This window comes from Shewanella salipaludis (assembly GCF_012911865.1).
GTDB classification, from domain to species: domain Bacteria; phylum Pseudomonadota; class Gammaproteobacteria; order Enterobacterales; family Shewanellaceae; genus Shewanella; species Shewanella salipaludis.
In genome coordinates this window covers 108161-132295 of sequence record NZ_JAAXYH010000010.1, presented here as the reverse complement: position 1 = coordinate 132295, position 24135 = coordinate 108161, and the positions used below count along the sequence as shown (strand labels likewise).

24 protein-coding genes are annotated in these 24135 nt (G+C 56.8%); 13 read left to right on the top strand and 11 right to left on the bottom strand.

Going from position 1 to position 24135, the window contains the following annotated elements; genetic code table 11:
• The first annotated feature begins 53 nt into the window (after positions 1-53).
• Both HC757_RS13940 and HC757_RS13935 read left to right on the top strand, forming a co-directional pair.
• Complete coding sequence (locus tag HC757_RS13940) at positions 54-2450, top strand: TonB-dependent receptor domain-containing protein (protein WP_169564977.1); 2397 nt, start codon at positions 54-56, stop codon at positions 2448-2450.
• 120 nt (positions 2451-2570) lie between these two features.
• Positions 2571-3530 carry a carbohydrate kinase family protein gene (locus HC757_RS13935; protein WP_169564976.1) on the top strand — a complete coding sequence of 320 codons (960 nt, stop codon included), beginning with the start codon at positions 2571-2573 and terminating at the stop codon, positions 3528-3530.
• A gap of 432 nt (positions 3531-3962) precedes the next feature.
• On the opposite strand, the gene HC757_RS13930 is transcribed toward HC757_RS13935, so the two are convergent.
• Positions 3963-4163 (bottom strand): hypothetical protein, encoded by a 201-nt coding sequence (locus tag HC757_RS13930; RefSeq protein WP_169564975.1) that lies wholly within the window; start codon positions 4161-4163, stop codon positions 3963-3965.
• A gap of 150 nt (positions 4164-4313) precedes the next feature.
• On the opposite strand from HC757_RS13930, the gene HC757_RS13925 reads away from it, so the two are divergent.
• Complete coding sequence (locus HC757_RS13925; protein WP_169564974.1) at positions 4314-5321, top strand: GlxA family transcriptional regulator; 1008 nt, start codon at positions 4314-4316, stop codon at positions 5319-5321.
• A gap of 36 nt (positions 5322-5357) precedes the next feature.
• On the opposite strand, the gene HC757_RS13920 is transcribed toward HC757_RS13925, so the two are convergent.
• From HC757_RS13920 to HC757_RS13910, 3 genes are all read right to left on the bottom strand, one after another.
• Positions 5358-6494, bottom strand: coding sequence for an ABC transporter permease (locus tag HC757_RS13920; protein ID WP_425313971.1), 1137 nt, complete (start codon positions 6492-6494; stop codon positions 5358-5360).
• A gap of 79 nt (positions 6495-6573) precedes the next feature.
• Entirely contained in the window at positions 6574-7308 is a 735-nt protein-coding gene (locus HC757_RS13915; RefSeq protein WP_169564973.1) for an ABC transporter ATP-binding protein, read from the bottom strand.
• The gene (locus HC757_RS13910; protein ID WP_169564972.1) at positions 7305-8879 is read right to left on the bottom strand and encodes an alpha/beta hydrolase; all 1575 of its coding nucleotides are present in this window, start codon (positions 8877-8879) and stop codon (positions 7305-7307) included. The genes HC757_RS13915 and HC757_RS13910 overlap by 4 nt, the downstream gene beginning before the upstream one ends.
• A gap of 257 nt (positions 8880-9136) precedes the next feature.
• Between HC757_RS13910 and HC757_RS13905 the strand changes: the two genes are divergently transcribed.
• Both HC757_RS13905 and HC757_RS13900 read left to right on the top strand, forming a co-directional pair.
• Positions 9137-10930, top strand: a complete 1794-nt coding sequence (locus tag HC757_RS13905; protein WP_169564971.1) for an AMP-dependent synthetase/ligase — start codon at positions 9137-9139, stop codon at positions 10928-10930.
• A gap of 216 nt (positions 10931-11146) precedes the next feature.
• A complete protein-coding gene (locus HC757_RS13900; RefSeq protein ID WP_169564970.1) occupies positions 11147-11554 on the top strand; it encodes an acyl-CoA thioesterase in 408 nt (135 codons plus the stop codon).
• Between the two features lie 24 nt (positions 11555-11578).
• On the opposite strand, the gene HC757_RS13895 is transcribed toward HC757_RS13900, so the two are convergent.
• From HC757_RS13895 to HC757_RS13885, 3 genes are all read right to left on the bottom strand, one after another.
• Positions 11579-12010: a GNAT family N-acetyltransferase gene (locus HC757_RS13895; protein WP_211164418.1), complete on the bottom strand. Its 432-nt coding sequence runs from the start codon at positions 12008-12010 to the stop codon at positions 11579-11581.
• Positions 12011-12131: 121 nt separating this feature from the next.
• Positions 12132-12410: a hypothetical protein gene (locus HC757_RS13890; protein ID WP_169564969.1), complete on the bottom strand. Its 279-nt coding sequence runs from the start codon at positions 12408-12410 to the stop codon at positions 12132-12134.
• A 215-nt stretch (positions 12411-12625) separates the two neighbouring features.
• Positions 12626-13063 carry an acyl-CoA thioesterase gene (locus HC757_RS13885; RefSeq protein ID WP_169564968.1) on the bottom strand — a complete coding sequence of 146 codons (438 nt, stop codon included), beginning with the start codon at positions 13061-13063 and terminating at the stop codon, positions 12626-12628.
• 239 nt (positions 13064-13302) lie between these two features.
• Here HC757_RS13885 and HC757_RS13880 point away from each other — a divergent pair, with 239 nt between their 5' ends.
• Complete coding sequence (locus tag HC757_RS13880; protein ID WP_169564967.1) at positions 13303-13896, top strand: glycoside hydrolase family protein; 594 nt, start codon at positions 13303-13305, stop codon at positions 13894-13896.
• A gap of 14 nt (positions 13897-13910) precedes the next feature.
• Positions 13911-14669, top strand: a complete 759-nt coding sequence (locus tag HC757_RS13875; protein ID WP_169564966.1) for a hypothetical protein — start codon at positions 13911-13913, stop codon at positions 14667-14669.
• A 183-nt stretch (positions 14670-14852) separates the two neighbouring features.
• On the opposite strand, the gene norR is transcribed toward HC757_RS13875, so the two are convergent.
• Complete coding sequence (gene norR, locus HC757_RS13870) at positions 14853-16514, bottom strand: nitric oxide reductase transcriptional regulator NorR (protein ID WP_425313970.1); 1662 nt, start codon at positions 16512-16514, stop codon at positions 14853-14855.
• A gap of 317 nt (positions 16515-16831) precedes the next feature.
• Here norR and HC757_RS19075 point away from each other — a divergent pair, with 317 nt between their 5' ends.
• The 3 genes from HC757_RS19075 to HC757_RS13855 all read left to right on the top strand — a co-directional run bounded on the left by HC757_RS19075 (position 16832) and on the right by HC757_RS13855 (position 19049).
• Positions 16832-17161 carry a hypothetical protein gene (locus HC757_RS19075; RefSeq protein ID WP_244623554.1) on the top strand — a complete coding sequence of 110 codons (330 nt, stop codon included), beginning with the start codon at positions 16832-16834 and terminating at the stop codon, positions 17159-17161.
• Between the two features lie 51 nt (positions 17162-17212).
• Positions 17213-18526: an NnrS family protein gene (locus tag HC757_RS13860; RefSeq protein ID WP_169564965.1), complete on the top strand. Its 1314-nt coding sequence runs from the start codon at positions 17213-17215 to the stop codon at positions 18524-18526.
• Positions 18527-18677: 151 nt separating this feature from the next.
• Entirely contained in the window at positions 18678-19049 is a 372-nt protein-coding gene (locus HC757_RS13855) for a hypothetical protein (RefSeq protein ID WP_169564964.1), read from the top strand.
• A gap of 128 nt (positions 19050-19177) precedes the next feature.
• Here the strand turns inward: HC757_RS13855 and mtnC are convergent, their stop codons facing one another.
• From mtnC to ubiU, 3 genes are all read right to left on the bottom strand, one after another.
• On the bottom strand, positions 19178-19858 hold the full coding sequence (gene mtnC / locus HC757_RS13850) for an acireductone synthase (RefSeq protein ID WP_169564963.1): 681 nt from the start codon (positions 19856-19858) through the stop codon (positions 19178-19180).
• Positions 19859-20030: 172 nt separating this feature from the next.
• A complete protein-coding gene (locus HC757_RS13845; RefSeq protein ID WP_169564962.1) occupies positions 20031-20885 on the bottom strand; it encodes a U32 family peptidase in 855 nt (284 codons plus the stop codon).
• Positions 20886-20897: 12 nt separating this feature from the next.
• Positions 20898-21899: a ubiquinone anaerobic biosynthesis protein UbiU gene (gene ubiU / locus HC757_RS13840; RefSeq protein ID WP_169564961.1), complete on the bottom strand. Its 1002-nt coding sequence runs from the start codon at positions 21897-21899 to the stop codon at positions 20898-20900.
• 140 nt (positions 21900-22039) lie between these two features.
• On the opposite strand from ubiU, the gene ubiT reads away from it, so the two are divergent.
• The 3 genes from ubiT to HC757_RS13825 all read left to right on the top strand — a co-directional run bounded on the left by ubiT (position 22040) and on the right by HC757_RS13825 (position 24123).
• Positions 22040-22573: a ubiquinone anaerobic biosynthesis accessory factor UbiT gene (gene ubiT / locus HC757_RS13835; RefSeq protein WP_169564960.1), complete on the top strand. Its 534-nt coding sequence runs from the start codon at positions 22040-22042 to the stop codon at positions 22571-22573.
• Between the two features lie 108 nt (positions 22574-22681).
• Complete coding sequence (locus tag HC757_RS13830; RefSeq protein WP_169564959.1) at positions 22682-23155, top strand: Hsp20/alpha crystallin family protein; 474 nt, start codon at positions 22682-22684, stop codon at positions 23153-23155.
• Positions 23156-23382: 227 nt separating this feature from the next.
• Entirely contained in the window at positions 23383-24123 is a 741-nt protein-coding gene (locus HC757_RS13825) for a hypothetical protein (RefSeq protein WP_169564958.1), read from the top strand.
• Positions 24124-24135: the final 12 nt, after the last annotated feature.

Below are 24135 nucleotides of genomic sequence, written 5' to 3'. Positions count from 1 at the left end.
GATGCAGCCATGGGGAGAGTGGGCTGCATCTCACATATGGGTGGGACATAAAAATGATAAAAAGCACATCACAGAAATTCTTGTTGAGTACATTGGCCGTGTTGGTGAGTTCTCACCTTTGGGCTGCCGAAGCACCACAACAGCAAGAAGCCAAGAAAGACGCGCTGGGTTTGGAAAGAATTGCCGTGACTGGGGTTGCCCGCGGCACTCGGGTTATGGACTCGAGTGTGTCAGTGAGCAGCGTGTCACTCGCCGAGCTTGAAGTGAGCTCGCCACGTTCATCGGCCGAGGCATTTCGTATTATTCCCGGGATGAAGGTTGAATCTACGGGCGGTGAAGGTAACGCTAACATTGCCGTCCGTGGTTTACCCGTGGCGTCTGGTGGTGCCAAGTTCCTGCAAATTCAAGAAGATGGTTTGCCAATTCTGCAGTTTGGCGATATTGCCTTCGGTAACTCAGACATCTTTTTGCGCTTAGACTCTACAGTGCAAACCATTGAATCTATCCGTGGCGGCTCGGCATCGACCGCAGCCAGTAATGCGCCCGGCGGCATTATCAACGTGATCAGTAAAACAGGCACCTCTGATGCGGGCAGTGTTTCTGCCACCTTAGGTCTGGATTACGACACTTTCCGTACCGACTTTGAATACGGCACCAGCATCAACGACAGCCTGCGTTTCCACGTGGGTGGTTTTGTGCGTACGGGTGAAGGCCCACGCGAAGCCGGCTATAACGCAAACAAAGGCGGTCAGATCAAAGCCAATTTAACCAAAGAATTCGATAATGGCTATGTTCGCCTGTATTTCAAACATTTAGACGATAAAAGCATTGGTTACTTGCCTATGCCCATGTACTCGGATGGCAGTTCAATCCCAGGTTTTGACGCTAAATCCGATGCGATTCAATCCGCTTATTTCCAGTCAACCTTGAGCTTGGGTGCCGATGGCGAACGTCGTCGTGGCGATATGCGCGATGGCATGAATCCTGTGGTCGATTCCGTGGGCTTGGAGGCGTCCTTCGATCTGGGTAATGATTGGCAGGTGGAAAACCGTTTCCGTTTCTCCGATGTGAGCGGTAACTTCATCGCGCCATTCCCCGCCGAAGTGGCAAACGGCAGCGACATCGCCACCAGTATTGCCGGTACCGGCGCTAAGTTGATTTACGCCAATGGACCAAATGCGGGCAATCCTATGGATGGACTCGCCATGCGTATCCATACGTTCGACGTCAAAATGAATGATTTTGGCTCGATCGTAAACGATCTGAAGCTAACCAAAACCTTCGACGACACCAGCGTGACCTTGGGTTATTACAATGCGGTGCAAAACATCGGCATGAGTTGGATGTGGAACTCCTATCTGATGGAAGTGAAGGGCGACAACGCCGCGCTGCTGGATGTGGTGGCCGCCGATGGTACCGCCTATTCCGACAATGGCCTCTATGGTTATGGCGTGCCTTACTGGGGAAATTGTTGCCAACGTAATTACGATACCGACTACAGTATTAAAGCCCCTTACCTCGCATTGGCATCGAATCTTGGCGACTTGTCGCTCGATGCCAGTGTGCGTTATGACAGCGGTGATGCCAGCGGTTATTACGCAGGCGGTGTGCAATCACAGGTGGATATGAATCTCGATGGGGTGATTTCCATCCCTGAGCAGAGCGTGTCTTCAATCGACAATGCCAATCCTCAGCCAGTCAACTACGATTGGAGCTACACCTCCTATTCATTGGGTGCTAATTATAAATTTTCCGGTGATTTAGCCGCCTTTGGTCGCTTGAGTCATGGTGGCCGCGCCAATGCCGATCGCTTGTTATTTGGCAAGGTGCGTGCCGATGGTTCGGTGGCGAAGGAAGATGCGGTGGATATCGTTGATCAATACGAGTTGGGTGTTAAGTACCGTGTTGATGATCTGTCTGTGTTTGCGACGGCCTTCTACTCAGAAACCGAAGAGCAAAACTTTGAAGCCACCAGCCAACGTTTCTTCGACCGTAAGTACAAAGCCAAAGGTATCGAAATCGAGTCGGCCTATTTTATCGGTGACTTCGACTTTAGGGGCAGCCTAACCTGGACAGATGCCGAGATTGCCAAAGATGCCTTGACGCCGGAAGTGGTCGGTAACACCCCAAGAAGGCAGGCCGACTTTATCTACTCTTTGATGGGACGTTACAACTTTAGCCAAGGTTCAGTGGGCGTTAACTTAATTGGTACTACGGATGCTTATGCTCAGGACAATAATGACTTAAGTTTCGATGGCTACAACCAAGTCAATGCCTTCGCGACCTACAATCTGACCGGAGCCATGAGTGTGTCCTTGAACGTCAACAACTTGTTTAATGCCATGGGCATTACCGAAGCGGAAGAAGGTTCAATCCCAGATAACAATATCATCCGTGCCCGTACCCTTAATGGCCGCACAACCAGCCTGACGCTTAAATACGAGTTCTAAGCAGATGTTGCTACAGAATCTATTGCTACAGAAGCAACGCTAAGCCCAAAACAGCCCATGAAAATGGGCTTTTTGCCTGATACAGAATACGGAATATAGAGTGACAAGGTTGGAGATAAAATGACGGTATTACTCAGTTTCGGTGAGGTATTGGTGGACTTGCTGCCAACCGATGCCACGGGCAAGCAGCATCAGCCGATTGCCGGCGGCGCGCCAGCAAATGTGGCCGTGGGTTACGCTAAACTCGGCGGCAAGAGTTATTTTGCCGGTGGCATAAGCACAGATCCGTACGGCGTCATGTTAACCGCCGCTTTAGCGGAACAGGGGGTGGCGACCGATTATCTTGCCGAAGTCCCCAACGCGCCTACGGCGACGGTGCAGGTTTATTTGGATGAACAGGGTGAACGCACCTTCGAGTTCAATCGCAATGGCACAGCCGACATGTGCTACAGCAAACAGCATTTCGACAGTATTCCATGGCAGAGTATTGATATCTTTCACCTTTGCTCTAATACCTTTACCGAAACCGCCATCTTCAACACCAGCCTTTACGGTGCGCACTGTGCCAATGCGTTCAATAAGTTAGTGAGTTTCGATGTGAATCTGCGTTTATCCCTGTGGCAGGATACTTCTCTGTTGGCCGAGCGGGTCGAGCGGTGTTTCAGCCATACCCAAGTGCTGAAGATGAGCCGCGAAGAAGCGGATTATTTAGCACAGGCAAGAAAAAACAGCTTCGAAGATTATCTGCAGTTCTGCCTCGCCCAAGGGGTTGAGGTGATTTTGGTCACAGATGGCGCCAATCCTGTGCAATGCATCAGTGCGCGGCAAAGGTTTAGCGTACCAGTCCCCCAAATTGCTGCCGTAGATACCACGGCCGCGGGCGACAGTTTTATCTCAGGTTTTCTGTTCGCCTTAGGCTTAGAGCTCGAATACGATCTCGAACACTTAACCCTGCTGCAAAGGTTAGAAAGCAGAGCGCACTTAGAGGCTGCCGTGGCATTTGCCATCCGCTGCGGCGCCATGACCTGTGGGCAAAAGGGCGCGTTTCCCGCCCTGCCGACACTCGCGCAGATCGGTTAAGCGTGACTCCATTAACCATAACATCCAAGTCGGGCCGTGAGTGTCTGTGCGGCCCAAGGCAAAATCACTGCAAGCCTCGGCAGCTTTTAACACCTAAGCCACTAATGCATAAGCCATTAGCATCCAAGCCATCAACACTTAAGTCATGCCGCGTGCGGCGACATCAGCAAAACATCAGCTTTTCATCAACTTCAGCTCAGGCTTTCTCCCCGCACTCGGCTTAGTCTCAGGCCGTACTGGTCACCTCGCCTGGGCTGGTGGCCGGCGAATCAATCGGCATGAATACAGCCGGGTCCAATGCGCCCGGATAAGGCCCAGATAAGGAGAGTCTCGATGCGAGCAGGGTTAGGTTTCTTGATGTTGTTATGGAGTGTAAGCATGGGGGGCGCCGCTGCCGCCCAGACAGGAGGTGTCAGCGACAGCGACCGGATGCTAGTGGCGCTCCGACCGCCTGCCCAGATACAGGGCGGAGAGGCCGGTCGCCAACAACAGCGAGGGAATGGCGACCAGGTGGGCGAAGACGTTGGGCTCTATGGCGAAGTTCAGCCATAGCAGCAGCGACCAGCTCAGCAGCAGGTAACCCAGGCTCAGCAGTCTGTAAGTGTGGCGCGTGGCGGTGACGTATTTGGACATGGCAGGCTCCTTAATGGCTATACCTCAGATGCATCGCCAGTATAAAAACTGGACAATCCAACCGGGAGTGGCATTATTGACATTAATTGGGTGATAAGTGACATTCGTGTGTGCCGGCACCTAAGCTGGCTAGGGCATGGAGTGGGTTAGATGAAGAAGATACTGATATTGGCGGCGAACAATTCGGTGGCCGGTGGCCTGGTCGGCTTTCTCGATGTGTTCAGTTTTTGCAATGCCTATTGGCGCAGAACGAATCCCGAGGTGCAGGAAGACTTATTCCACTGCCAGCTGGTGTCCCACGATGGCCAGGCGATCATGACCAACCAGGGCATAGCGTTGCCTGCTGTGGGGCTGGCGCGGCCGGCAGATATTCTGGCCGCGGATGCGGTGATTTTGGGGTCGGCATTCGTGACCAATAAGGCCGAGTTTCAGGCATATCTGAGTGAATTCGAGGCTTTCTTCGCGCCTCTGGCACTCTTTGCCCTAAGCGACAAGCCGATAGCCGCCTACTGCTCGGGTACCCTGGTGCTGGCCGCTTCCGGCCTGCTCGATGGCCGCCAGGCGACCACAGTCTGGTGGCTCGCCGAGATGTTCCAGCGCAATTTCTCCAGGGTGCAGCTGCGCCTGGATAAGCTGGTGGTGTCGGACGGTCAGTTTCACACCGCAGGGGCGACCACCTCCAACCTGAGCCTGGCACTGCACCTGGTGCAGCTGCTGGCGGGGGAACAGTTGGCGAGCCAGATGGCGAAGATACTGCTGATCGATCCCAACAGAATTTCCCAGCAGGCCTTCATGTCGATGGCGCTCGATCTGGACAGCCATAAGGACACTCTGGTCGGCAGGGTACAGCAATGGATGCAGAAGCATCTGACCCAGACCCTGTTGCTCGACGATATCGCCGCCCAATTTGCCGTGGGCAAGCGCACCCTGATCCGCCGTTTCAAGCGGGCGCTCAATGAGACTCCCGCCAGCTATCTGCAGCGGATGAGGGTCGACGAAGCCAAACGTCTGCTGGAAACCACCGAACTGGCATTGGAGGAGATAGTCACCCGGGTCGGCTATGAAGATGTCAGTTCCTTCAGGAAGCTCTTCATCCAACTGACCAGCCTGTCACCCAGGGCCTACCGGCAGAAGTTCAACACCCGGCATGGCCAATGACGGCGCGGCGCTTGGCCTCGGGCCGGGTGTTGAACCTTAGAGGCCGAAGATCACCTTCTCACTCTTGAGGGATCTCTCCATCCCCAGCGCCAGCGCCAGCGCGAGAGCCAGGGTGGCAAGGGATGACACCAGCAGCTGCAACATGGGGATCTCCCGCCCCTTGATGAAGGCCATCAAGGCCTGTTGTTGACCCGAGACCGGCAGCCATTGCAGGGCATCGGGGGCTATGTTGTAGCTGGCCGCCATCGACAGCGCCAGCGGCACGAACAACACCATGGTCAGGTAGGACTGGGCCTCCTTGAAGGTCTTGGCCATGAAGGACACGAACAGCTGCATGCTGGCGGCCATCAAGGCCACCGGCAGGCCTATGGCCAGCATCAGCGCCATGAATTGCGGGCTGATGCTGATGCTGAATCCCAGCTCCTGCCAGGGCACCAGGGTGTAGGCCAGCTTGGATACCAGCAAGATCAGCACCAGCCCCAGCATGGCGAACAGGGTCACTGCGATGATCTTCGACAGCACCAGCTGACGGGTCGACAGCGGATGGCTGAGCAGCAAGGCCAGCGAGTTGCGTTCGCGCTCGCCGGCACTGGTATCTATAGCCAGGTTCATGCCCGAGATGAATACCGAGTAGATCATGGTGAAGATGGCGATGCCGAGTATCATCCCGCCCTTGGAATCCGGGGTGGCCTGATCTTCCAGGTTGATCTGCAGCGAGCGCACGACCCTGGGATCTATGCCGCGGGCGACCAGTCGCAGGCTGCCCATCTCGCTGCTGTAGGCCTGCAGCTGGGCCTGCAACCTGCGGATGGAGGTCTGCAGTTTTTCGTCTGAGTTATCTGCGATGATGGTCACCTGGGCGGATTTTGCCTTGGCCATCTGCTGCGGGTAATCCTGGCTGATCACCAGGCGGATCTTGGCGGCGTCCTCGCTGTCGCTGTGATTTATGCCCTGATTGCCCAGGTACCTGACAAGATCCGGCGCCCTGTCGGCGTTGCTTATCTTGATGTCCAGATCTTCCGGGCTGGCGAGCTGGGCTATCAGCACCATGAACAGGGCACACATCACAAGTGGCGTGCCTATGGCGTAATAGAGGCCGGCCATCACAGAGCGTTTGTCCCGCGCGGCATCCAGCAATTCCTTGCGCACCAGGGTCAATAACTTACTCAACATGCTGTAATTCCTTCGTTTGTACCAGGTCTGTGAAAGCTTGGGGCTGCCTTATGTCCTCCAGGACGCAGCGACTCATGCATCATGCCGCTATGCCCTCGTCCGTGCCTATCAGCTGGATGAAAGCTTCCTCGAGCGAGTCTTTACCCGTTTGCCGGCATAACGCCGCCGGGCTGCCGACGGCCACCACCTTGCCGCCGGCCATGACGATCACCTTATCGCACAGGGCGGCGACCTCCTGCATCACATGGCTGGAGAAGAGCACGCAATGCCCCTGATCCCTCAGGTCTTTCAATATGTCGCGCAGCAAGCGGGTGCTCATCACATCCAGGCCGCGGGTGGGCTCATCCAGTATTATGTTGCTCGGCTGGTGGACTATGGCCTGGGCCAGCGCCGTCTTCATTCTCTGCCCCTGGGAGAAGCCCTTGCAGCGCCGGTCGGCGATATCCTGCAGGTGCAGCCTGGTGATCACCCTGGCGGTGGCGTCCCTGGCCTCGGCGCGGCCCATGCCGCTGAGCTCGGCGAAATAACTTATGTACTCCCTGGGTGTCAGGCGTTCATAGAGGCCGAAGGGATCCGGAAATAACCCCAGTTGTTGCTTGGCTCCCAGGGGATCCTTGGCCACGTCTATGCCGTCGATCTCGGCAGTGCCGCTGTCCGGGGTCAGGAGGCCGAACAGGGTGCGCAGGCAGGTGGTCTTGCCGGCGCCGTTGGGACCGAGCAGGCCGGTGATCTGGCCATTGGCGGCGTCGAAGCTGAGATCGGCCAATGCCTGTACCTCGCCTATATGCTTGGTTAAGTTGGATACCCGGATCATGGTTGCTCCTTGGCGGGGGCGGCCGCCGCCGTTTGTTTGCCGGCGCTGGCCGGAATCGTCTCGACCGTGCTGGCATTGAGGTAGAAGCTGCGGCGCACGTCCTTGCTCAGGCAGTCGGGGTCGAGATCCTCGAGGGAGGCGGATTCCACCAACTGGGCGACCAGGTTATTGCCGCAGGACTGAAAGGCCACCCCATGGGTGGCATGGGGGGCGATGAAGTGTTTGGCGTGGGTGAGTCTTGCCAGCGCCAGTTCACCCCAGCTCGGCGGGGTGGCGGGATCCAGCTCGCCGGATAACACCAGGGTCGGCAGATCGCTGGCGATGGGCTCGGCGAAGTCGGCACTTGCGGCCGGGACTCGCCACACGGCGCAGGTCTGGCCTAGGCCGTCCAACATGTCGCGCCCGATACGGGACGCCCGGGTCCTGGCTTTGAGTGCCGGGGTCAGGCGCTGCATGTCTTCGCCGCACACCACAGAGGCATGCATGCCCATGGCCATACCGGCACCGTCCAGCGTCAGGGCATACAGGCCGAGTATCGGCTGATAATTTTCCCTGGCCGCCTCATGTATCGCATGGGGCAAGAGGGCGCGGGTGTTGGGCATGTACAAGGCCATGCGGATGGCCCCGAGGAACTTGCCCAGGGTCATGGTCAGTGGCGTCGGCTCGCCCGTGAGCGGATCCCGGCTCTGGCTCAGGTTGGGCGCCTTGGCCAGGCGGGTTTCGACCAGGGTGAGATCGTCTGCCAGGGCCGGGAACTGGGCCTGACAGGCGCGGGTCTCACGACAGTCTCGCAGCAACAGCTCGAAGGCCCTGTCTATGGCGCCGGCGATGGCGAGCACGCTCTGCTGCATGGGCACTACGCCGTCCAGAGTGACGCTGGCCAGATGCTCCGGATAGCGGCGCATATAGAGCTGTGCCATGCGGGTGCCGTAGGAAATCCCGTACAGGTGCAGCTTGTCATAGCCCAGCTTGCGGCGCACGAGTTCGAAGTCGGCCAGCGCCTGCAGGCTGCCGTATTGGGTGACATCTGCGTCCAGCTTGGCCAGGCAACGGCCGGCCTCTGCGCCTATGTTCAGCGCCGTGTCGTCCAGTGCCAGGGGTTCGAGTGTCGGATCCGAGTCGCAGTTGAGTGGATGGGATCTGCCCGTGCCGCGCTGATCTATCAGCAGTATGTCTCGCTGTTGGCGCACCTTGGTGAAGATGCGGTCGAAGTTGGCGGCATTGTCGATCGCCGACTGTCCAGGGCCGCCGGCGATGGCCAGCAGGGCTTCCCCAGGATGACTCTGCTTGATCGCTGGCAACACGGCATAATGTATGTCTATCTGTCGCCCGGCCGGCTTATCCGGGTTCTCGGCCACAGTGATGAAGCCACACTTCAGCCTGTCGGCCAGGCCCTCGACATAGCAGCTGGCGTCCCCGGTTTCGGTGCCCGTCGCTGTTGCCTCTGCCCAGGCCAGAGGCGCTAAGACCAATGCTTGGGCCGACAGCAGGGCGAAGAGACCGATGGCCCCCAGGCGACATCGGGATAAGAGGTACGCCTTGCTGACGTTGGCTGACTGGCTCGGGTGCATGTCCCATCCCCTTGAATCTATGGTGAAATGAATTATTTTGCAATTCTATCAGTAGTTTAATCAGTTGTAGAGGCTAATGCCCACTGGGGTGGATGTCAACTCGCACCTGAGTGGACCCGCCTGGCGGTTTTCCCCTGTCGCACTCGGCCCGGCGGAGGCGTCGGTGCCGGGTTAGAGCAAAAACTCTTATTATCCGCCATGAGTTAGGGTAAAATGCGTCCAAAACGGCACAGCTGTAAGCTAAGAACGAGAAAATTATGTCCCTCGAACAGTACCACCTAATTCGACTCCTGCAGCAGAGAAGCGCCGAGTCACCCGCCGCCATCGCCCTGGAGGGCTTCGAAATGTCGGCCCCCTGGCAGCAGGTCAGTTGGCAGTCATTCGACGAGATCAGCGGTCGCATCGCCCGTTGGGCGATAGACATGGGCCTGCAGGTGCAGGACAGGGCGGTGATTCTGTCGGAAAATTGCCCCCAGTGGACCTGCGCCGATGTCGGCCTGCTGAAGGCCAGAGCCGTGGTGGTACCCATATACCCGACCAGCACACTGGAACAGGCCGCCTACATAGTCAAGGATGCCGAGGCCAAACTGCTCATAGTGGGTGACGCCGAACAATACGCCATGGCCCGTGAGCTGCAGGCCCTATGCCCCAGTGTCGAACATATTCTGGTGTTCGACGCCCGGGTGGCGCTGGTGGATGACAGGCATCTGCATCTGGACAGTCTCCTGTCAGCCCCTCCGGCTGCCGGGACGGGTGATGAACTCGAGCAACGCCTGGCGCAGCTCAGCCTGGACGACCTCTTGACCCTGATCTACACCTCGGGCACCACGGGCGATCCCAAGGGGGTGATGCTGAGTCAGCGCAACTTCGCCGCGACCGTGCCCCAGCATGACGACAAGCTGGCCTTCACCCCGGGCGACGTGTCGCTGGCCTTCCTGCCGCTGAGCCATGTGTTCGAGCGCAGCTGGAGTTTCTATGTCCTGTGCCGTGGCGGTCGCAACGTCTATCTGAGTGACACCGCCAGGGTCAAGGAAGCGATAGCCGAGGTGCGGCCACATAACTTGTGTGTGGTGCCCAGGTTCCTGGAGAAGGTCTACAGTGCAGTGCAGGACAAGGTGTCCCGTTCTTCCAAGGCCAAACGGGCCCTGTTTGCCTGGGCCCTGGGGGTCGGTGAGCGCTATTTCGAGGCGAGCCAGGGACGTGCCGGCATGGGATTCGGACTCGCCCTGCAGCGGCGCCTGGCCCAGCGCCTGGTGTTCAGCAAACTGCAACAGGCACTGGGCGGACGACTCAAGTTCATGCCCTGTGGCGGTGCTGCCCTGGATACCAAGGTTGGCCGCTTCTTTCATGCCATAGAAGTGCCCGTGCTCTGCGGCTACGGGATGACGGAAACCACGGCCACCGTCAGCTGCAACACCCTGAACAACAGGGTCGCCGGCTCCAACGGTCAGGTGCTGCCGGCGGTCGAGCTCAAGCTGGGACAGGACAATGAGATCTTGGTGCGCGGCGATACCATAATGCAGGGCTATTACAAGCGTCCGCAGGATACCGCCGCCGCGTTCGAGGATGGCTGGCTGAAAACCGGCGATGCCGGGCGTCTGGACGAGCAAGGCAACCTCTACATCACAGATCGCATCAAGGAGTTGATGAAGACGTCCAACGGCAAGTATATCGCGCCGCAAAGGGTCGAAGGCAAGGTAGGTTGTTGTCCCTTCATAGAGCAAGTGGCAGTGATCGCCGATGCCCGTAACTATGTGACCGCCCTGATAGTCCCGGCCTTCGAGGCGCTGGAAGTCTGGGCCCAGGAACAGGGGCTCAAGTATGGTTCTACCCTGGAACTGCTGCGTCACAATCAGGTCATAATGCACTTCGAACAAAGGCTGCTGCACCTGCAACAGGACCTGGCAGGCTTCGAGCAGATCAAGAAATTTACCCTGCTGCCTGAGGCTTTCTCCATGGAGGCCGGACTCATCACCCCGACGCTGAAACTGAAGCGCAAGATGATCTACCATAAATACACCCGGGAAATTAATGCCATGTATGGCAGTTAACCCAGTCTGGCAGTTAACCCAGGATGGCAGTTAACCCAGGATGGCAGTTAACCCAGGATGGCAGTGAACTCAAGGGCAACGGGGGACGCCAATGGCGTCCCCCGTCATATGGGATCCCGCTTGCCGCGCCGCCGCGGCTGTTTTACGTCATTCCCTTTGAAGTCAGTGGCTTTTACCGTTAATCTGACGGACTCAACAAGCCGATAGGAAGCCTAGATGTTTGAAAATACCCTGAGCCTGGACATACAGCCAAGATTCAATGAGACCGATGGCCTGGGCCATATCAACAACACTGTCATTCCTGTCTGGTTCGAGGCGGCCCGCGAGCCCATCTTCGAGATCTTCAATCCAGAGCTGGATCTGAACCAATGGAATCTTATCGTTGCCGGCTTCACCATAGCCTACACGGCCCCCACCTTCTACGGTAAGCCTGTGACAGTGAAGACCTGGATCAGCCGCATAGGCAACAGCAGCTTCGAGGTCGGCCAGAGCTGCTGGCAACAGGGCAAGAAAACCGCCGAAGCCAAGACCTCGCTGGTGCATTACGACTATGCCGTCGATAAGAGCCAGGCGATCCCGGCAGACATACGCGGGCTGCTCGGCCGCCTGTTGCACTCGGAGTAGCAGCTGGATGCCGCCGCAAGGCGCTCAGACAGCTTGGTAGATAGCCGGGAAATAGCGCTCCATCAGAGATTGAGGGAATAAGGGTGAGGTGAAGCCATACCTGGCATAGAGGTCATGGGCATCCCCCGTGGCGAGGGTGAAGCGCCGCAGCCCCTGAAGTTGGGGATGGGTGAATACCGCCTCCATCAGGGCCTTGCTGTAACCTTTTCCCCTATGCTCCGCCAGCACGAAGACATCCACCAGATTGGCGAAGGTGGCATAGTCTGTGATTACCCGGGCGAACGCCACCTGAGCACCGTCGACGAAGCCGCCGAAGCAGAGCGAATGTTCGATGGACTTTTGCACCACAGCCAGGGGAATGCCCTTGGCCCAGCTGCTGGAGCCCGAGAGGAAGGCGTGGATTAACGCCAGATCCAGCTCTGTCTTGTCTGTGGATATCCGCAAGTCTTGCATCATGGTGCCTCGCTATGTTGTTGGTGTCGCTCGGGGAAATGGCGCTATGAGAGGGTTGATAGTGGTCTATTGTTGGCAGAACTACCGGCATAGTTCAACGCCGGCACGGCAGCCATCTTAAATCCTAGGCATCCGGGTCCTTGAGCAGGCAAACCCGGTAACCTTTGAAAGATTTATTGAGAATGAATTTGATGCACCAGATAGAGACAGGGATTGCCACCAGATAGCCGGCAATGCCTCCCGCAACGGCGGCGTCATCCGGGTTTCCGCCAACCAAGACGGCAATCACGCCCATGATGGCACCTAAAATGGCACCGCCAATGGCGCCAAAGAGTGTAGCGCGCCAAAAGAAACTCCACCATACCCGAGTCGCGTTGGACCAATTGACTTCTACAGTTTCCATTTTCCTTCCTTAGTTCATCTGCGGCACCATGCCTTAACCCTTAGATCAGCATTGATATCGGCAAGTTTGCCGACGTTAATGCCATACCGGGAAAGTCACGGCTCCTTTCCTGTTTGTTCGAGCTTGGTCATACCTGTTCGGGTCGTTTGCTTGAAGCTAACCCGGCAGCATGCCAGCCCTATATTACACTGACGACTGCATGGGTAACAAGTTGATTATAGTGGAATATTATCTTGGTGTTGCCTCAGTATCTCGAGCAGTGCCGCCGGCAGTTCGGCCTTCTTACCCGTCTTGAAGTTGAACATCACGGCCACGGATGACCCCGTGGTGGTAATGGCCTGCTGCGCCTTGCTGAAGACCTGGTAGTGCATGGTGAATCTGTCGTTGTGGATATCGCCGATACCGACGCTGACCAATAAGCTATCGGGGAAGGTGACGGGGCGCTTGTATCTGGCCTGGTTCTCACTGATGACAGGGCCTATGCCGGACTCATACATGGCATCCAGCGGGTACAGACGGTTGAAAAAATCGATCCTGGCCGTCTCGAAGTAGCGGAAATACACTACGTTATTGACGTGTTGCAGGGCATCCATCTCACCCCAGGCGACCGGGATTTCTGTGACCAGAGCATGGCTCGCGAGAAACTTTTCCATAGTTAGACCTTAGTTAAAACTGAGTTAAAACGCTCGTTTAATTCCAAGGGCCAGACTAACAGCATGGCGGGAGGCCAGCAAGGGGACCGGCCTCTGGTATTTGTTTGGCTCTCAAGTTGTGTTGTGCCTGCCTCGTGTTTCCTGTCATGATAGGAACAAAACTCAGGATAGGGATTTGCCCCGGCAGTGGTTAACTATCTTGGCAGCCCGGATTAATAGAAAGCAAAAGGAATTGCGTCATGATTTCAGCAGCAGAAAAAGCGACCTTGCGAGCTAGAATGGAAAAGTACGAAGGGAAAGTTAGCCATATGTACTTGGATTCAAAAGGTTTGGTTACCGTGGGAGTAGGGCATCTCCTGAAAGATCCCGCCAGCGCTCAGATGCTGAACTTTAAGACCGGCACTAACCTGCCGGCATCTCAGGATGAAGTTAGCGCCGACTATGAAGCTGTTAAAAAACAACCGGCAAACAGGTTGGCCGTTTTTTATAAGCAGCATGTGAAGCTTAAACTGGCGGATGCAGACATAAATAGCCTGACAGATAAACATATAGATAGCTTCGAAGGCGAATTAAGAAGGATATTTCCTGATTTTCCAACCTATCCAGCTGAGGTCAAACTCGCCCTGTTTGATATTATTTTCAACGTTGGCATGACGGATTTGAACAATATGTGGCCTGGGCTTAAGCAAGCAGTCAAAACCAAGGATTGGACGACGGCGGCAAAAGAGTCTAACAGAAAGTCTCCTATCTCATTTGAACGAAATAAATACGTCAAAGATTTGTTCGAGAAAGCCGCGGCTGATTCCCGGAGTCAGACCTTGGCCAAACCATGAGCGGTGGAGCTACTATGAATACCAAGTTGATCAAGCCTTTCTTTATGATGGGCCTTTTCCTGTGTCTTATGGGAGGCCTGAGCGTCGCTGCTATCGTCTTGAATAAGGCTACGGACAGTATTCCTGTGAGCTGGGATACTGGGTTTATTATGCCGGCGTTGTTGGCGTCGCCGGTCGAGCTGCATAATCTAGAGGATCTCCAACAACTCATAGCTGCGCCCTGGTACGCTGAGCTAAAAGTTAGCCAGACGAAGGTTGGAGAATCTGTGTTCTCTTCTTGTCGGGATTACTTCGAACGAGTGGATGATGCGACCCGCACAACCGCGGCAAGTGAGATGAATGCCTATCTGGAATTTAAGGTCATGTGTGAAGCCATTCGTCTGTTGATGACAGCCGAAAATTCTGAATCGAGTTATTTGCCGGATCCAATACTCAGTGATGCTGCGTCAAAACAGTGGCCCAAGGCACTTGCGCTGCAAATATCTGTGGAAGAGTCGCGGAGAAGTGCTGAAGATCCCGAATTGAAGTATTGGTCGGATATTACGCCAATCACTAGATATGAATCTCAATCCACGGCTAAAGCCAGCTATTACCATGAGAGTGGCTATCAGGAGGTTGAAATTGTCGGTCGCGGGGATACGAATAGTGATGGTGTTGAAGATGTGCTGCTCGTGATGCGCGACCATGTCTACGGTGGTAATTACTTCAATATCAGACTATTAGTGCTGTCAGTGGATGCCCAGAGACGTTGGCATCTGCTGACGGAATTTTAGCCGCCTGCCGTTGGGGCACCGCTCTAGCCATGGCAGTAAGCTTGCCGCTCATCGGCTGGCGTGGGCTCCGGCCTGACAGCTGACAGGCCAGAGACTCATCCCCAGCTCTCGTTTGCATGCTGGTGCCTGTGGCGTGCTTGCGCAAGCCGAGCGCAAGCTTCCTGTATCCAGGCAACAACGGCATTAACTGTCGCTGATTATCTGTTTGGTTACCTTTATCCCCAGGCGTTTCGCCAGACGGCTGAGGTTGGCGCGATCTGTGTCCAGACGTTTGGCCGCCGCCGACCAGCTGCCGTTTTCCTGGGACAACACCCGGGCGATCAGTTGGCGCTGATAGGTTTCCGTCTGCTGCTTGAGATTGAGCCGCTGTGTGTCTGCCTGCGACCCGGGCGCCTGTGCTCGATTCGACTCCCGGTCCATGGGGTCGTCATCCGCTCCCAGTGGCTGGGTCGCGACCAGTTGCTCTATGTGCTTGGCGTAGATCCTTATGATGCTCCCGGCCTGCTGCCTGGCCCCATTCTCGTTCCTGGCTCTCAGTGTCGCCCGGGCGAGCACATGCTCGAGCTCGCGCACATTGCCGGGCCAGTCGTAGCGACAGAGCAGCTCTATGGCTTCCGAGTCCAGCGCCAGCTGGCGTATCCCGAGTTTACGCCGCAGCTGCTCGACGAAGTAACCTGCGAGTAGGGCGACATCGCCCTCCCTGTGGCGCAGCGGTGGCACCGACATGGGATACACGCTCAGCCTGTGGTACAGATCGGCACGGAAGCGTCCCTCGGCGACTTCCTGTTTCAACTGGCGGTTGGTGGCGGCCAGCACCCGCACGTTAACCTTCTCCGTGGCGTCCTTGCCCAGGGGCTGAATCTCCTGGTTTTGCAGTGCCCGCAATAACTTACTCTGTACCGCCAGCGGCAGCTCGCCGATTTCGTCGAGGAATAGGGTGCCGCCGTCCGCCAGGCTGAATTTCCCCTTGCGGGTGCGATCTGCACCCGTGAAGGCCCCCTTCACATGGCCGAAGAGTTCGCTCTCGATCAGGTTTTCCGGCAGGGCGGCGCAGTTGACATACACCAGCGGTCCCTCGGTGCGTGTCGATTGCCTGTGCAGGGTACGGGCGACCAGCTCCTTGCCCACGCCGGTTTCACCCTCGATCAGTATGGTGAAGTCGGAGGAGGCGACCATGTCTATCTCCCGCTTGAGCCTCTGCATGGCCTGGCTGTTGCCTATCAGCTCGCCACCGTCTTTTACCAATGCCTCATGGGTCAACTCGGCCACCAACAGCTGGTTATGCTGTGAGTGTTGCTCCAGCTGTTGCAGCAGTATGGCCGTCTTGAGGGTCGCCGCCGACATGGCGGAGATCACGTCCAGGGTACGTTTGGGGATGGCGTCGAACACATGGGGCGTCATGCTGTCCAGGGTCAGCACGCCGATCAGCTGCTCATCGGCCCGTAACGGCAGCCCCATGCAGGCATGCACCGGCAGATTGCCCTCATGGACCAGGAGCATGCCATCGTAGGGATCGGGCAGCGGGCTGTCGGCGGGAAAACGTACCGGAGTGCCCGAGTCGCAGATGGCGGCGAATCTGGGGTGGAGTGGGATCTCGAAGCGCCGCCCCAGGGTGTCCTGGGTCAAGCCTTGCTGGGCCAGCGGCTTCAGCTGATCCGGCCGTCCATCCTGGGTGTTGAGGGCCTGCAACAGCACCACGGCATCGCAGCTGACGGTGCGCCTGACGGTGGTCAGCAGGCGCTCGAAACGATCTTGGGTGGTGAGGCTGTTGGTTAAATCCAATGCCAGCTCGATTAACGCCGCCGATGAGATGTCGGCCATGGGTTTGCTCCAATCTGATGTCATGACTCGTGCCTGTTGTTTGCATAAGAGTGCCGGATCTTGGTTTCAGCCTAACACGCTATGAGGCTAAATGATTCACTTGCGTCACAATGACTCAGGTTAAGGTGTGTCATTATGACTCATGCAAGCGTGGCTGATTCGGCAACTGTTTTGTTATTAAAGGATATTCTGTATGCGAGTACCTTGGCATGGTATTCGCTATACCAGTCTTGAGTCGCGTTATCTTTGGTAGGAGGCGCGGGAACAGGTTTGAGGCCAATCTCAGGACAAGAGTGTTGAGCGAGGCAGGGCAAAGGTTAACAGAATTTAAGGGCCAGGCTATGAATATTTCTCAGACAATGGCGTTAACGGCGGATACCCAGTTCGGCCATGATGCTTTTCAGGTGCAGAGAGTGCAGGGACTTGATGCTGGTCAAGGCAAGCCCAAGCATGGCTATGCTACCTTGTTGTCGGCGGGTAATTGGGCCATGGGACTGACCCTGCTGGGGCTGCTATGCAGCGTGCTGGTGAGTTACAGTCAACTGCTGAGCTTTTCCCTCGGCGCCCAGATCGCCGGTCATATTGCGCTGGTACTCTTTGCCACCTTGTTCAAGATTTCTTACGTCATACGCTGCATCGGCTTGAACGGTTTGGGTAAGCCAATACACTGAGCATTAGAGAACAGCATGAAACAGATACAGAGAAAGGATTAAAGCAGGCCTATGAGCAAATCACTCTTGAAGATCAATGAGCCGGAGAGCAAGCGCAGGGAGGCTAAACCCGGGACCAGGCAGATACTCTCGTCGACGGGTGAGCTCGAGGCGAAAACCGGAGGCACAGGTGCCAAAGCGAGTGGCTATGCCTTGCTGCGCGGCCTCAGCAAGCAAGCCGTCTGGGATCTGCCGTTTCGCCCCTGGTTTCTCGCCGCCGCCTGCCTGTCTGTGGTCAGCATAGGCATCTGGATCTCCTTCCTGCAGGGACATTTCGGCGGCTTTGCCGATGACGGCATCACGCCTCTGGTATGGCATATCCACGAAATGCTGTTCGGTTTCGGTGCCACGGTCGCCGTGGCCTTCCTGCTCACGGCGGCGCAGACCTGGACGGGCAAGCGCAGTCTCCACGGCGGCGGCCTGATCGCCTTGACGCTGGTTTGGCTCTCGGTGCGTGTGTTGCTCTGGAGTCCCGCTCCCGGGCTGCAGCTGCTGGCCATAGGCTTGCAGGCGCTCTGGTGGTTGGGCTCGATAGGCTATCTGGCCTCCATGCTGGTCCGCGCCCGCAGCCGGCGCAATTACCAGTTTATTCCGCTGTTAGGCGCCATGATGTTGCTTAACCTGGGCTTCCTGCTGGCCGACTTCAACGGTCATACCCAGCTGGCATTGCATCTGGCCCGTAGTGTGATCCTCCTGTTTGGTTTGATGGTCGGCATAGTGGGCGGGCGGGTGATCCCCTTCTTCACCGGCCGGGGCGCCGAGCATGCCAAGGTAGTGGCCACACCGCTGCTGGATAAAGTCTTGCCTCCTGTCACCCTGGCCGGCGTCATCGTTTTCTTCGCCGCTGACTTGGTGAGCTTGCCCTTCACCCCGGCGACGCTCTTGATAGCGGCCGGGGTGCTGCACCTGCTGCGTCTCTGGTGCTGGGATCCCCGCGCGACCCTCAGGGTGCCCTTGCTCTGGTCGCTGCATGCCTCCTATCTGGCGCTGGGGCTGGGACTGGTAGCCGTAGGCGCCAGCTATTACACGGATGCCATCCGTTTCAGCGAGGCCTTACATTTGATCACAGTCGGCACCATAGGGGGGATGATCCTGGCCATGATGGCACGGGTGTCTCTGGGGCATACGGGCCGGCCACTCCAGCCGCACCCGGCATTGAGTCTGGCCTTCGGCCTGATACTCTTGGGCGCCTTGGTCAGGGTCGGCTTGCCGCTGCTGGGAAACCCTGCCTGGGGCTGGAGCCTGGCCGCCCTCTGCTGGATCTTGTCCTTCGGCATCTTCCTCTGGCATTACACCCCGATACTCTGCGCGCCGCGCAAGGGCTAGTGTGCCCGGCATGTAAAAAGCGACCTCTGGGTCGCTTTTTTGTTTTCGCGGGGCCTTGCAAAGCTAACTTATGCCGATATTTTCTGCTAACTTAGCCGAATGTGAGACATTGATTACCCTTAGATGGATAAGTAACAAAAGGAATTAGCATATGGCTGCCATAGAAAACCTGAATCCCAAGAGCCTGTCCAAGACGGTGTGGGCGGGAATACTGCTGGTGTATCTGGTGCTGTTTGTCGCGACAGGTTATGTGGCTTTTTTCGAAATAGACCACAACCCGACTATCGACCTTAATCCCTCCCTCTACGCCGATATCCAGGATCCCGAGACCAAGTCGCTGATCATCGAGACCCTGAAACAAGATACCGCCAGTCATCAGAAGAAACGCGAGCTGGCATCCCATTCGTTCAATGTGGTGTTGGGGGCATTGTTGGGCTTCCTGTCTGCCTCGGCCGTGTCGGGATTCAGGCATCGCGAAACCCAGAATAGCCAGGATGCCGTCGCTGTCGATAAACCTCAGTGACGTTCGACCCGGGCGCTGCATAGGCAAGGGCCTGGGCGTACAGGGATAACATAACAGCGACCCCGGGTCGCTGTCGTGTTTGCCTATTTGGCGCGTGTCTGTGTTCGTGTCACTGCCGGCGCCGGCGCTTATTCGATAAGCAACTCAGCGAAACTCTTCACTTGGCGGAATCTGCCCGTGGCCTGTGCCGGGCTGCGCACCATCTGGCAGGTGAGCATGCCGGCGGCATCGGCGGCCTTGAGCTCTTCCACCACATCGGACACGAACAGTACCTGCTTGGGGCTCAGGCTGATGGTGTTGAGTATGTTGCAATAGGCCTGTTTGTCTTGTTTGTTGCCGGTGCGGGTGTCGAAATGGCCGTTGAACAGTGGCGTCAGATCACCTGCATCGCTGTGGCTGAAGAGTAACTTCTGCGCATCGACGGAGCCGGACGAGAAGCTGTAGACTCTCAGTTTCTGTTCGGCATAACGGCGTATGGCCTCGATGAAGTCGGGGTAGATGTGGCCCTTGAAGTCGACCTTGGTATAGCCCTGTTTCCAGATCAGTCCCTGCAATGTCTTCAGCGGGGTGGCCTTGCGATCCTCGGCGACCCACTGTTGCAATATCTCCGTGGTCCTGGCCAAGTCCGCCTCAGGCTCCAGCGCTATCTCCCGGGTGTCGCACAGGCAATTTTCAACCAAGACATTGGTTTGATTCTGTTCGAGAAACTCGGGTAATGCCTTGACTGAGTAGGGAAACAAGATCTCCTGGATGAAGTTAAGATCAGTCGTCGTGCCCGCTGTGTCTACGACTATGGCTCTGATACCCATATGTGTGATTACTCCGATATGCCTGCAAAATTAGCTGGCTAGATCCTAAGCTGATTTAGCAGATTTGACCAGCCTTTCGCTGCGGCTTTGTGGCCCCTTGCCGGCGAAATTCGGGCCCGGCAACGCCATGCCAGGCCCGCGCCGCCAGGCTCACCTGTTGGCGCCTCGCACCTCAGCGCGAAACCATGCCGGGTGCGTCGTGCCAATAGCCGTTGCAGGGCATCTCGGGCTTGGGCAAGGGTTGGCCCTGGGTGAGCAAGCCGGCTATCTCTATGCTGCCAAGATCCGAGGGCGACACCCTGAAATAGTCGACCCCCAGGCCTTGCATGTCGGCGATTTCGGCCGACAGGTCGACGCAGGCCGCCGATTGGGTCTGAATGCCATTGAGCCTCAACAGGGGCTGTGCTTCCTGGGTCTGCGCCAGCAGGCCCTGAGGGTGTGACAGGCAGACTATGTTGCATTGATCTTTATGCAATCCCATATGCCTGGCGGTAAAGCAGCGGGCCGAATGCGCCAGCGGCATATGACCGTGACCGAAGACTTCTATTTCGAACGGCAGTTTGCCGCCGGCAGCCTCTATCACCTTGACTAGCCAGGAGCGGGACAGCTCCAGCGGCATGACGAAGCGTTGCATGCCCCAGCCATGGAGCCGGGTCAGGCTGGCGAGATTGTAGTTGTTGATGCTTGGGCCACAGACGAAGGGCAGCCCCAGGGCTTTGGCCTGCTGCACTGCGGCGACATCGTTGGCTTCTATGATGAATTCGCCATTCTCCACCTGCTTCTTGAGCTCGTTGTATTCGGAGGGCGCCTCCAGCAGCGCCAAGGTCGAGAGCACCACCTGCTTGCCCGCCTGCTTGAGCATGCTTGCCAATGCCAGATAGTCACCGAACTTCAGCTCGCGCCTGCGACTGCAAACGGCTTCGCCCAGATAGACAAGGGGGATGGGACTGTGTGCGACTCGCTGGTAGAAGTCCATGACCTGCGGTTTCTTCCAGCAGTACAGCAGTGGACCTAAAGAAATCTTCATTGTGATTCGCCTCTATTGCCAGTTGCGCTCATAGGCGCCCAGGGTGGTGATTTGCCCTTCCGAGACCTTGGCCAGGGCACTATCCCATTCGCTGCGGCACTGGAAGTGTTGCGGATCTTGCAGATAGGTGTCTATGGCGCGGCGCCAGACCCTGGTGACCTGCTCCACATAGGCCGGGCTGCGTTGCCGCCCCTCTATCTTGAGCGACACTATGCCCGCCTGCGCCAGCTCGGGGATCAGGCTCAGGGTGTTGAGGCTGGTGGGAGACTCGAGCAGGTATTCGGGTGAGTCCTGCGCGTCTGTGAGGTAGCGGCCCTTGCAGACCACGGGGTAGCCCATCTGTTCGTCGACGTTGGAGACATCGATCAGCACTTCGTTGAGCCGGGTCAGCCTGCTCTGGTCCTGTTCCTGCCAGCGCACATGCTTGGCCGGCGAGCAACTGCCCCCCGTGTTGGGCGACTGGCCGGTGACATAGGAAGACAGGTGACAGCGGCCTTCGGCCATGATGCATAGGCTGCCGAAGGCGAAGACTTCCAGATCCACAGGACTGACCTTGGCCAGATCCCGTACCTGTTTCATCGACAATACCCTGGGCAGCACGGCGCGGGCTATGTTGAATTCTTCCTTATATAGGCTCAAGGCACCCAGGTTGGTGGCACTGGCCTGTACCGAGAGGTGCAGGGGGATATGGGGGTAGCGACTGTGGGCGTAATCCAGCAGCGACAGATCTGCCACTATCAGGGCATCCATGCCGCAGTTTGCCGCGAGATCGACGGCTTGATACCAACGCGACTCTTCGCCGGGTTTAGGGAAGGTATTGATGGTCAGGAATAACTTCCTGCCCTGTTTATGGGTAAATTGCGCCGCCTCTTGCAGTTTGTCCGGCGTAAAGTTCAGCCCGGCAAAGGAGCGGGCATTGGTATCATCTTTCAAGCCTAAATACACGGCGTCGGCACCGGCATTCAATGCCGTTTTCAGTGATGCCAGATTACCCGCCGGACACAGTAGTTCCATACTCAGTTCCCCCTGTTGTTTGGTCGAGGCGAAAGTGTAGAAGGGTTTGAATGACAGAGAATTGATGTAAAACAGGTTTGCCAAAGGAAAGCGCAGTTAAACTTGGCGGCAGTTTTGAGTCATTCAGCAGGAGTGCCAAGATGCACACAGATTTCACCGTAGTGGCGGCAAAGAAGCTATTGGATGGGGTTCCCAGGTTTGCCCGTCGTCCGCTGGCCATGGTGCCTTTCCCGCTCAAGTCGGCGTTGATCGCCAGGGTGTTGGGGTTAATCCTCGCCGGGCAGGCCAAGGAGGGCGAGTTAAGCTTCCTGGAGGATAAATGGGTCGGGATCCAAGTGCCTGATCTGGCGCTGGCCTTCGAAGTCGGCTTCGACGGCCGTTGGCTGGTGCGTGAGATGGGGGAGCAGCCCCCGGCGGTGACCTTCATGGCCGAGTCGAAGGAACTGGTGCTGGTGGCGGCCGGCAAGGAAGATCCCGATACCTTATTCTTCCAGCGGCGGCTCTGCATCGAAGGCGATACCGAGCTGGGCCTGGAGGTGAAAAACCTGCTGCTGAGCATAGAATTCGCTGCCATGCCCCTGGCCATTCGCTTCAGTATCGCCAAGTTGGCCGGGGCGATACTGAGACTTCAAGACCATGCAAATAGTAAGGTTATAACTCAGCCCTTGTACTAAAATAATAGTAGGGAGTCCGGAAAATCCGGGCTTCGGGGGGCGTGAATATTGGGTGAGTCGGCCCTATATTCGGCCCCTGAATAGCGTCAGGGTAGTAAGGAGGTTGTCATGAAATCAATTTTCCCCTCCATCTTTCACAGAGATGATGCCCGGACTGCACTGCAATCTAGGTTAGACAACGTCTTCGACGAGTTTGCCAGAGATTGGATGTCTAACTGGCCTGGTGTCAGGGCAGAGCGGCAGAACCTGTTTCCCGCAATAGATGTAAAAGAATGCGGCGAGTACTTCGAGATCAAGGCCGAGTTACCCGATATGGACGAAAAGGACATAGAAGTCGAAGTTCAAGGTAACTACCTGAGCATTAAGGGTGAGAAGAAATTCGAACAAGACAAGGATGAGAAAGGCTACCACTTCAGGGAACGTTCCTTTGGCTTATTCAACCGTCAGATCCCTTTGGGCTTCAACGCAGATGTCGATGCCATAACCGCCAAGTATGATAGAGGCGTGTTGTCCATCCATGTGCCAAAACCCGAAGAACTCCAACATGGTGCCAAGAAGGTGCGCATCAGTTTCAAGGAGTAGGCTCTTAGTGTAGAGCTTGGCGGTCAGCCATGCGCCCGGCCTGTCAGCGCCGGCTCCAGGCGTCACTCGGCTACTGCAGTGGCGCCTTTTTATTGCCCTGCGAACCGATCTACGATGGTCAAGGGCGGCGACATTACCCCATGAATGTGAGGCAATAAAGTGACTTTTGGCACTTATGGGTCATGGGGGCATTTCATATCATCAAGCTTCAACAGTTAAGGAGCTTGATGATGAACGCCATATTTACCCTGTCACAAACATTGCATATCGGCGCCGGCGCCTTCGCCCTGGTGTTGTTCTGGCTACCGGCCTTCCTCAGGAAGGGCAGTGCCAACCACAGCCGTTTCGGCCGCTATTATGTGTATGCCATGTATTGTGTCGCGGCCACAGGTTGCATCATGGCGACCCTTGGCCTGCTCGATCCCCTGGCGGTGATCTCGCATCCGGCCAAGGATGCCGAGGCGCTGGCGCAGCAGATAGCGACGCGCAGCAACACCTGGATCTTCTTGTTGTATCTGAGTCTGTTGACCGTCACCACAGTCAGGCATGGGGTCCTGGTGTTGCGTCACAAGACCCAACGTCGGCAGCTGCAGGCGCCTGTCCATCTGCTGCTGATGGCGGGCCTAACGGCCGCGGGTCCGCTGTTGGCCATCTGGGGTCATGGTCAGCAACAAATATTGCCGGTGATCTTCGGCGTACTGGGGACGCTGGTGGGTGGGGGCTTCCTGCGCTACAGCTTCAAGGCCAGCCTGAGCAAGATGGAATGGTGGATAGAGCATCTGGGGGCCATGATAGGCTCAGGCATCGCCTGTTACACCGCCTTCTTCGCCTTCGGTGGCAGCCGCTTGTTCGTCAGCCATGGCAATCTACAGCTGTTGTCGTGGATCTTGCCCGGGGTCATAGGCGTCGGCTTCATTCGTTACCTGGGCAAGCACTATCGGCGTAAGTTTGCCGGCCAGGGCGCCTGAAAGCCGCCAATA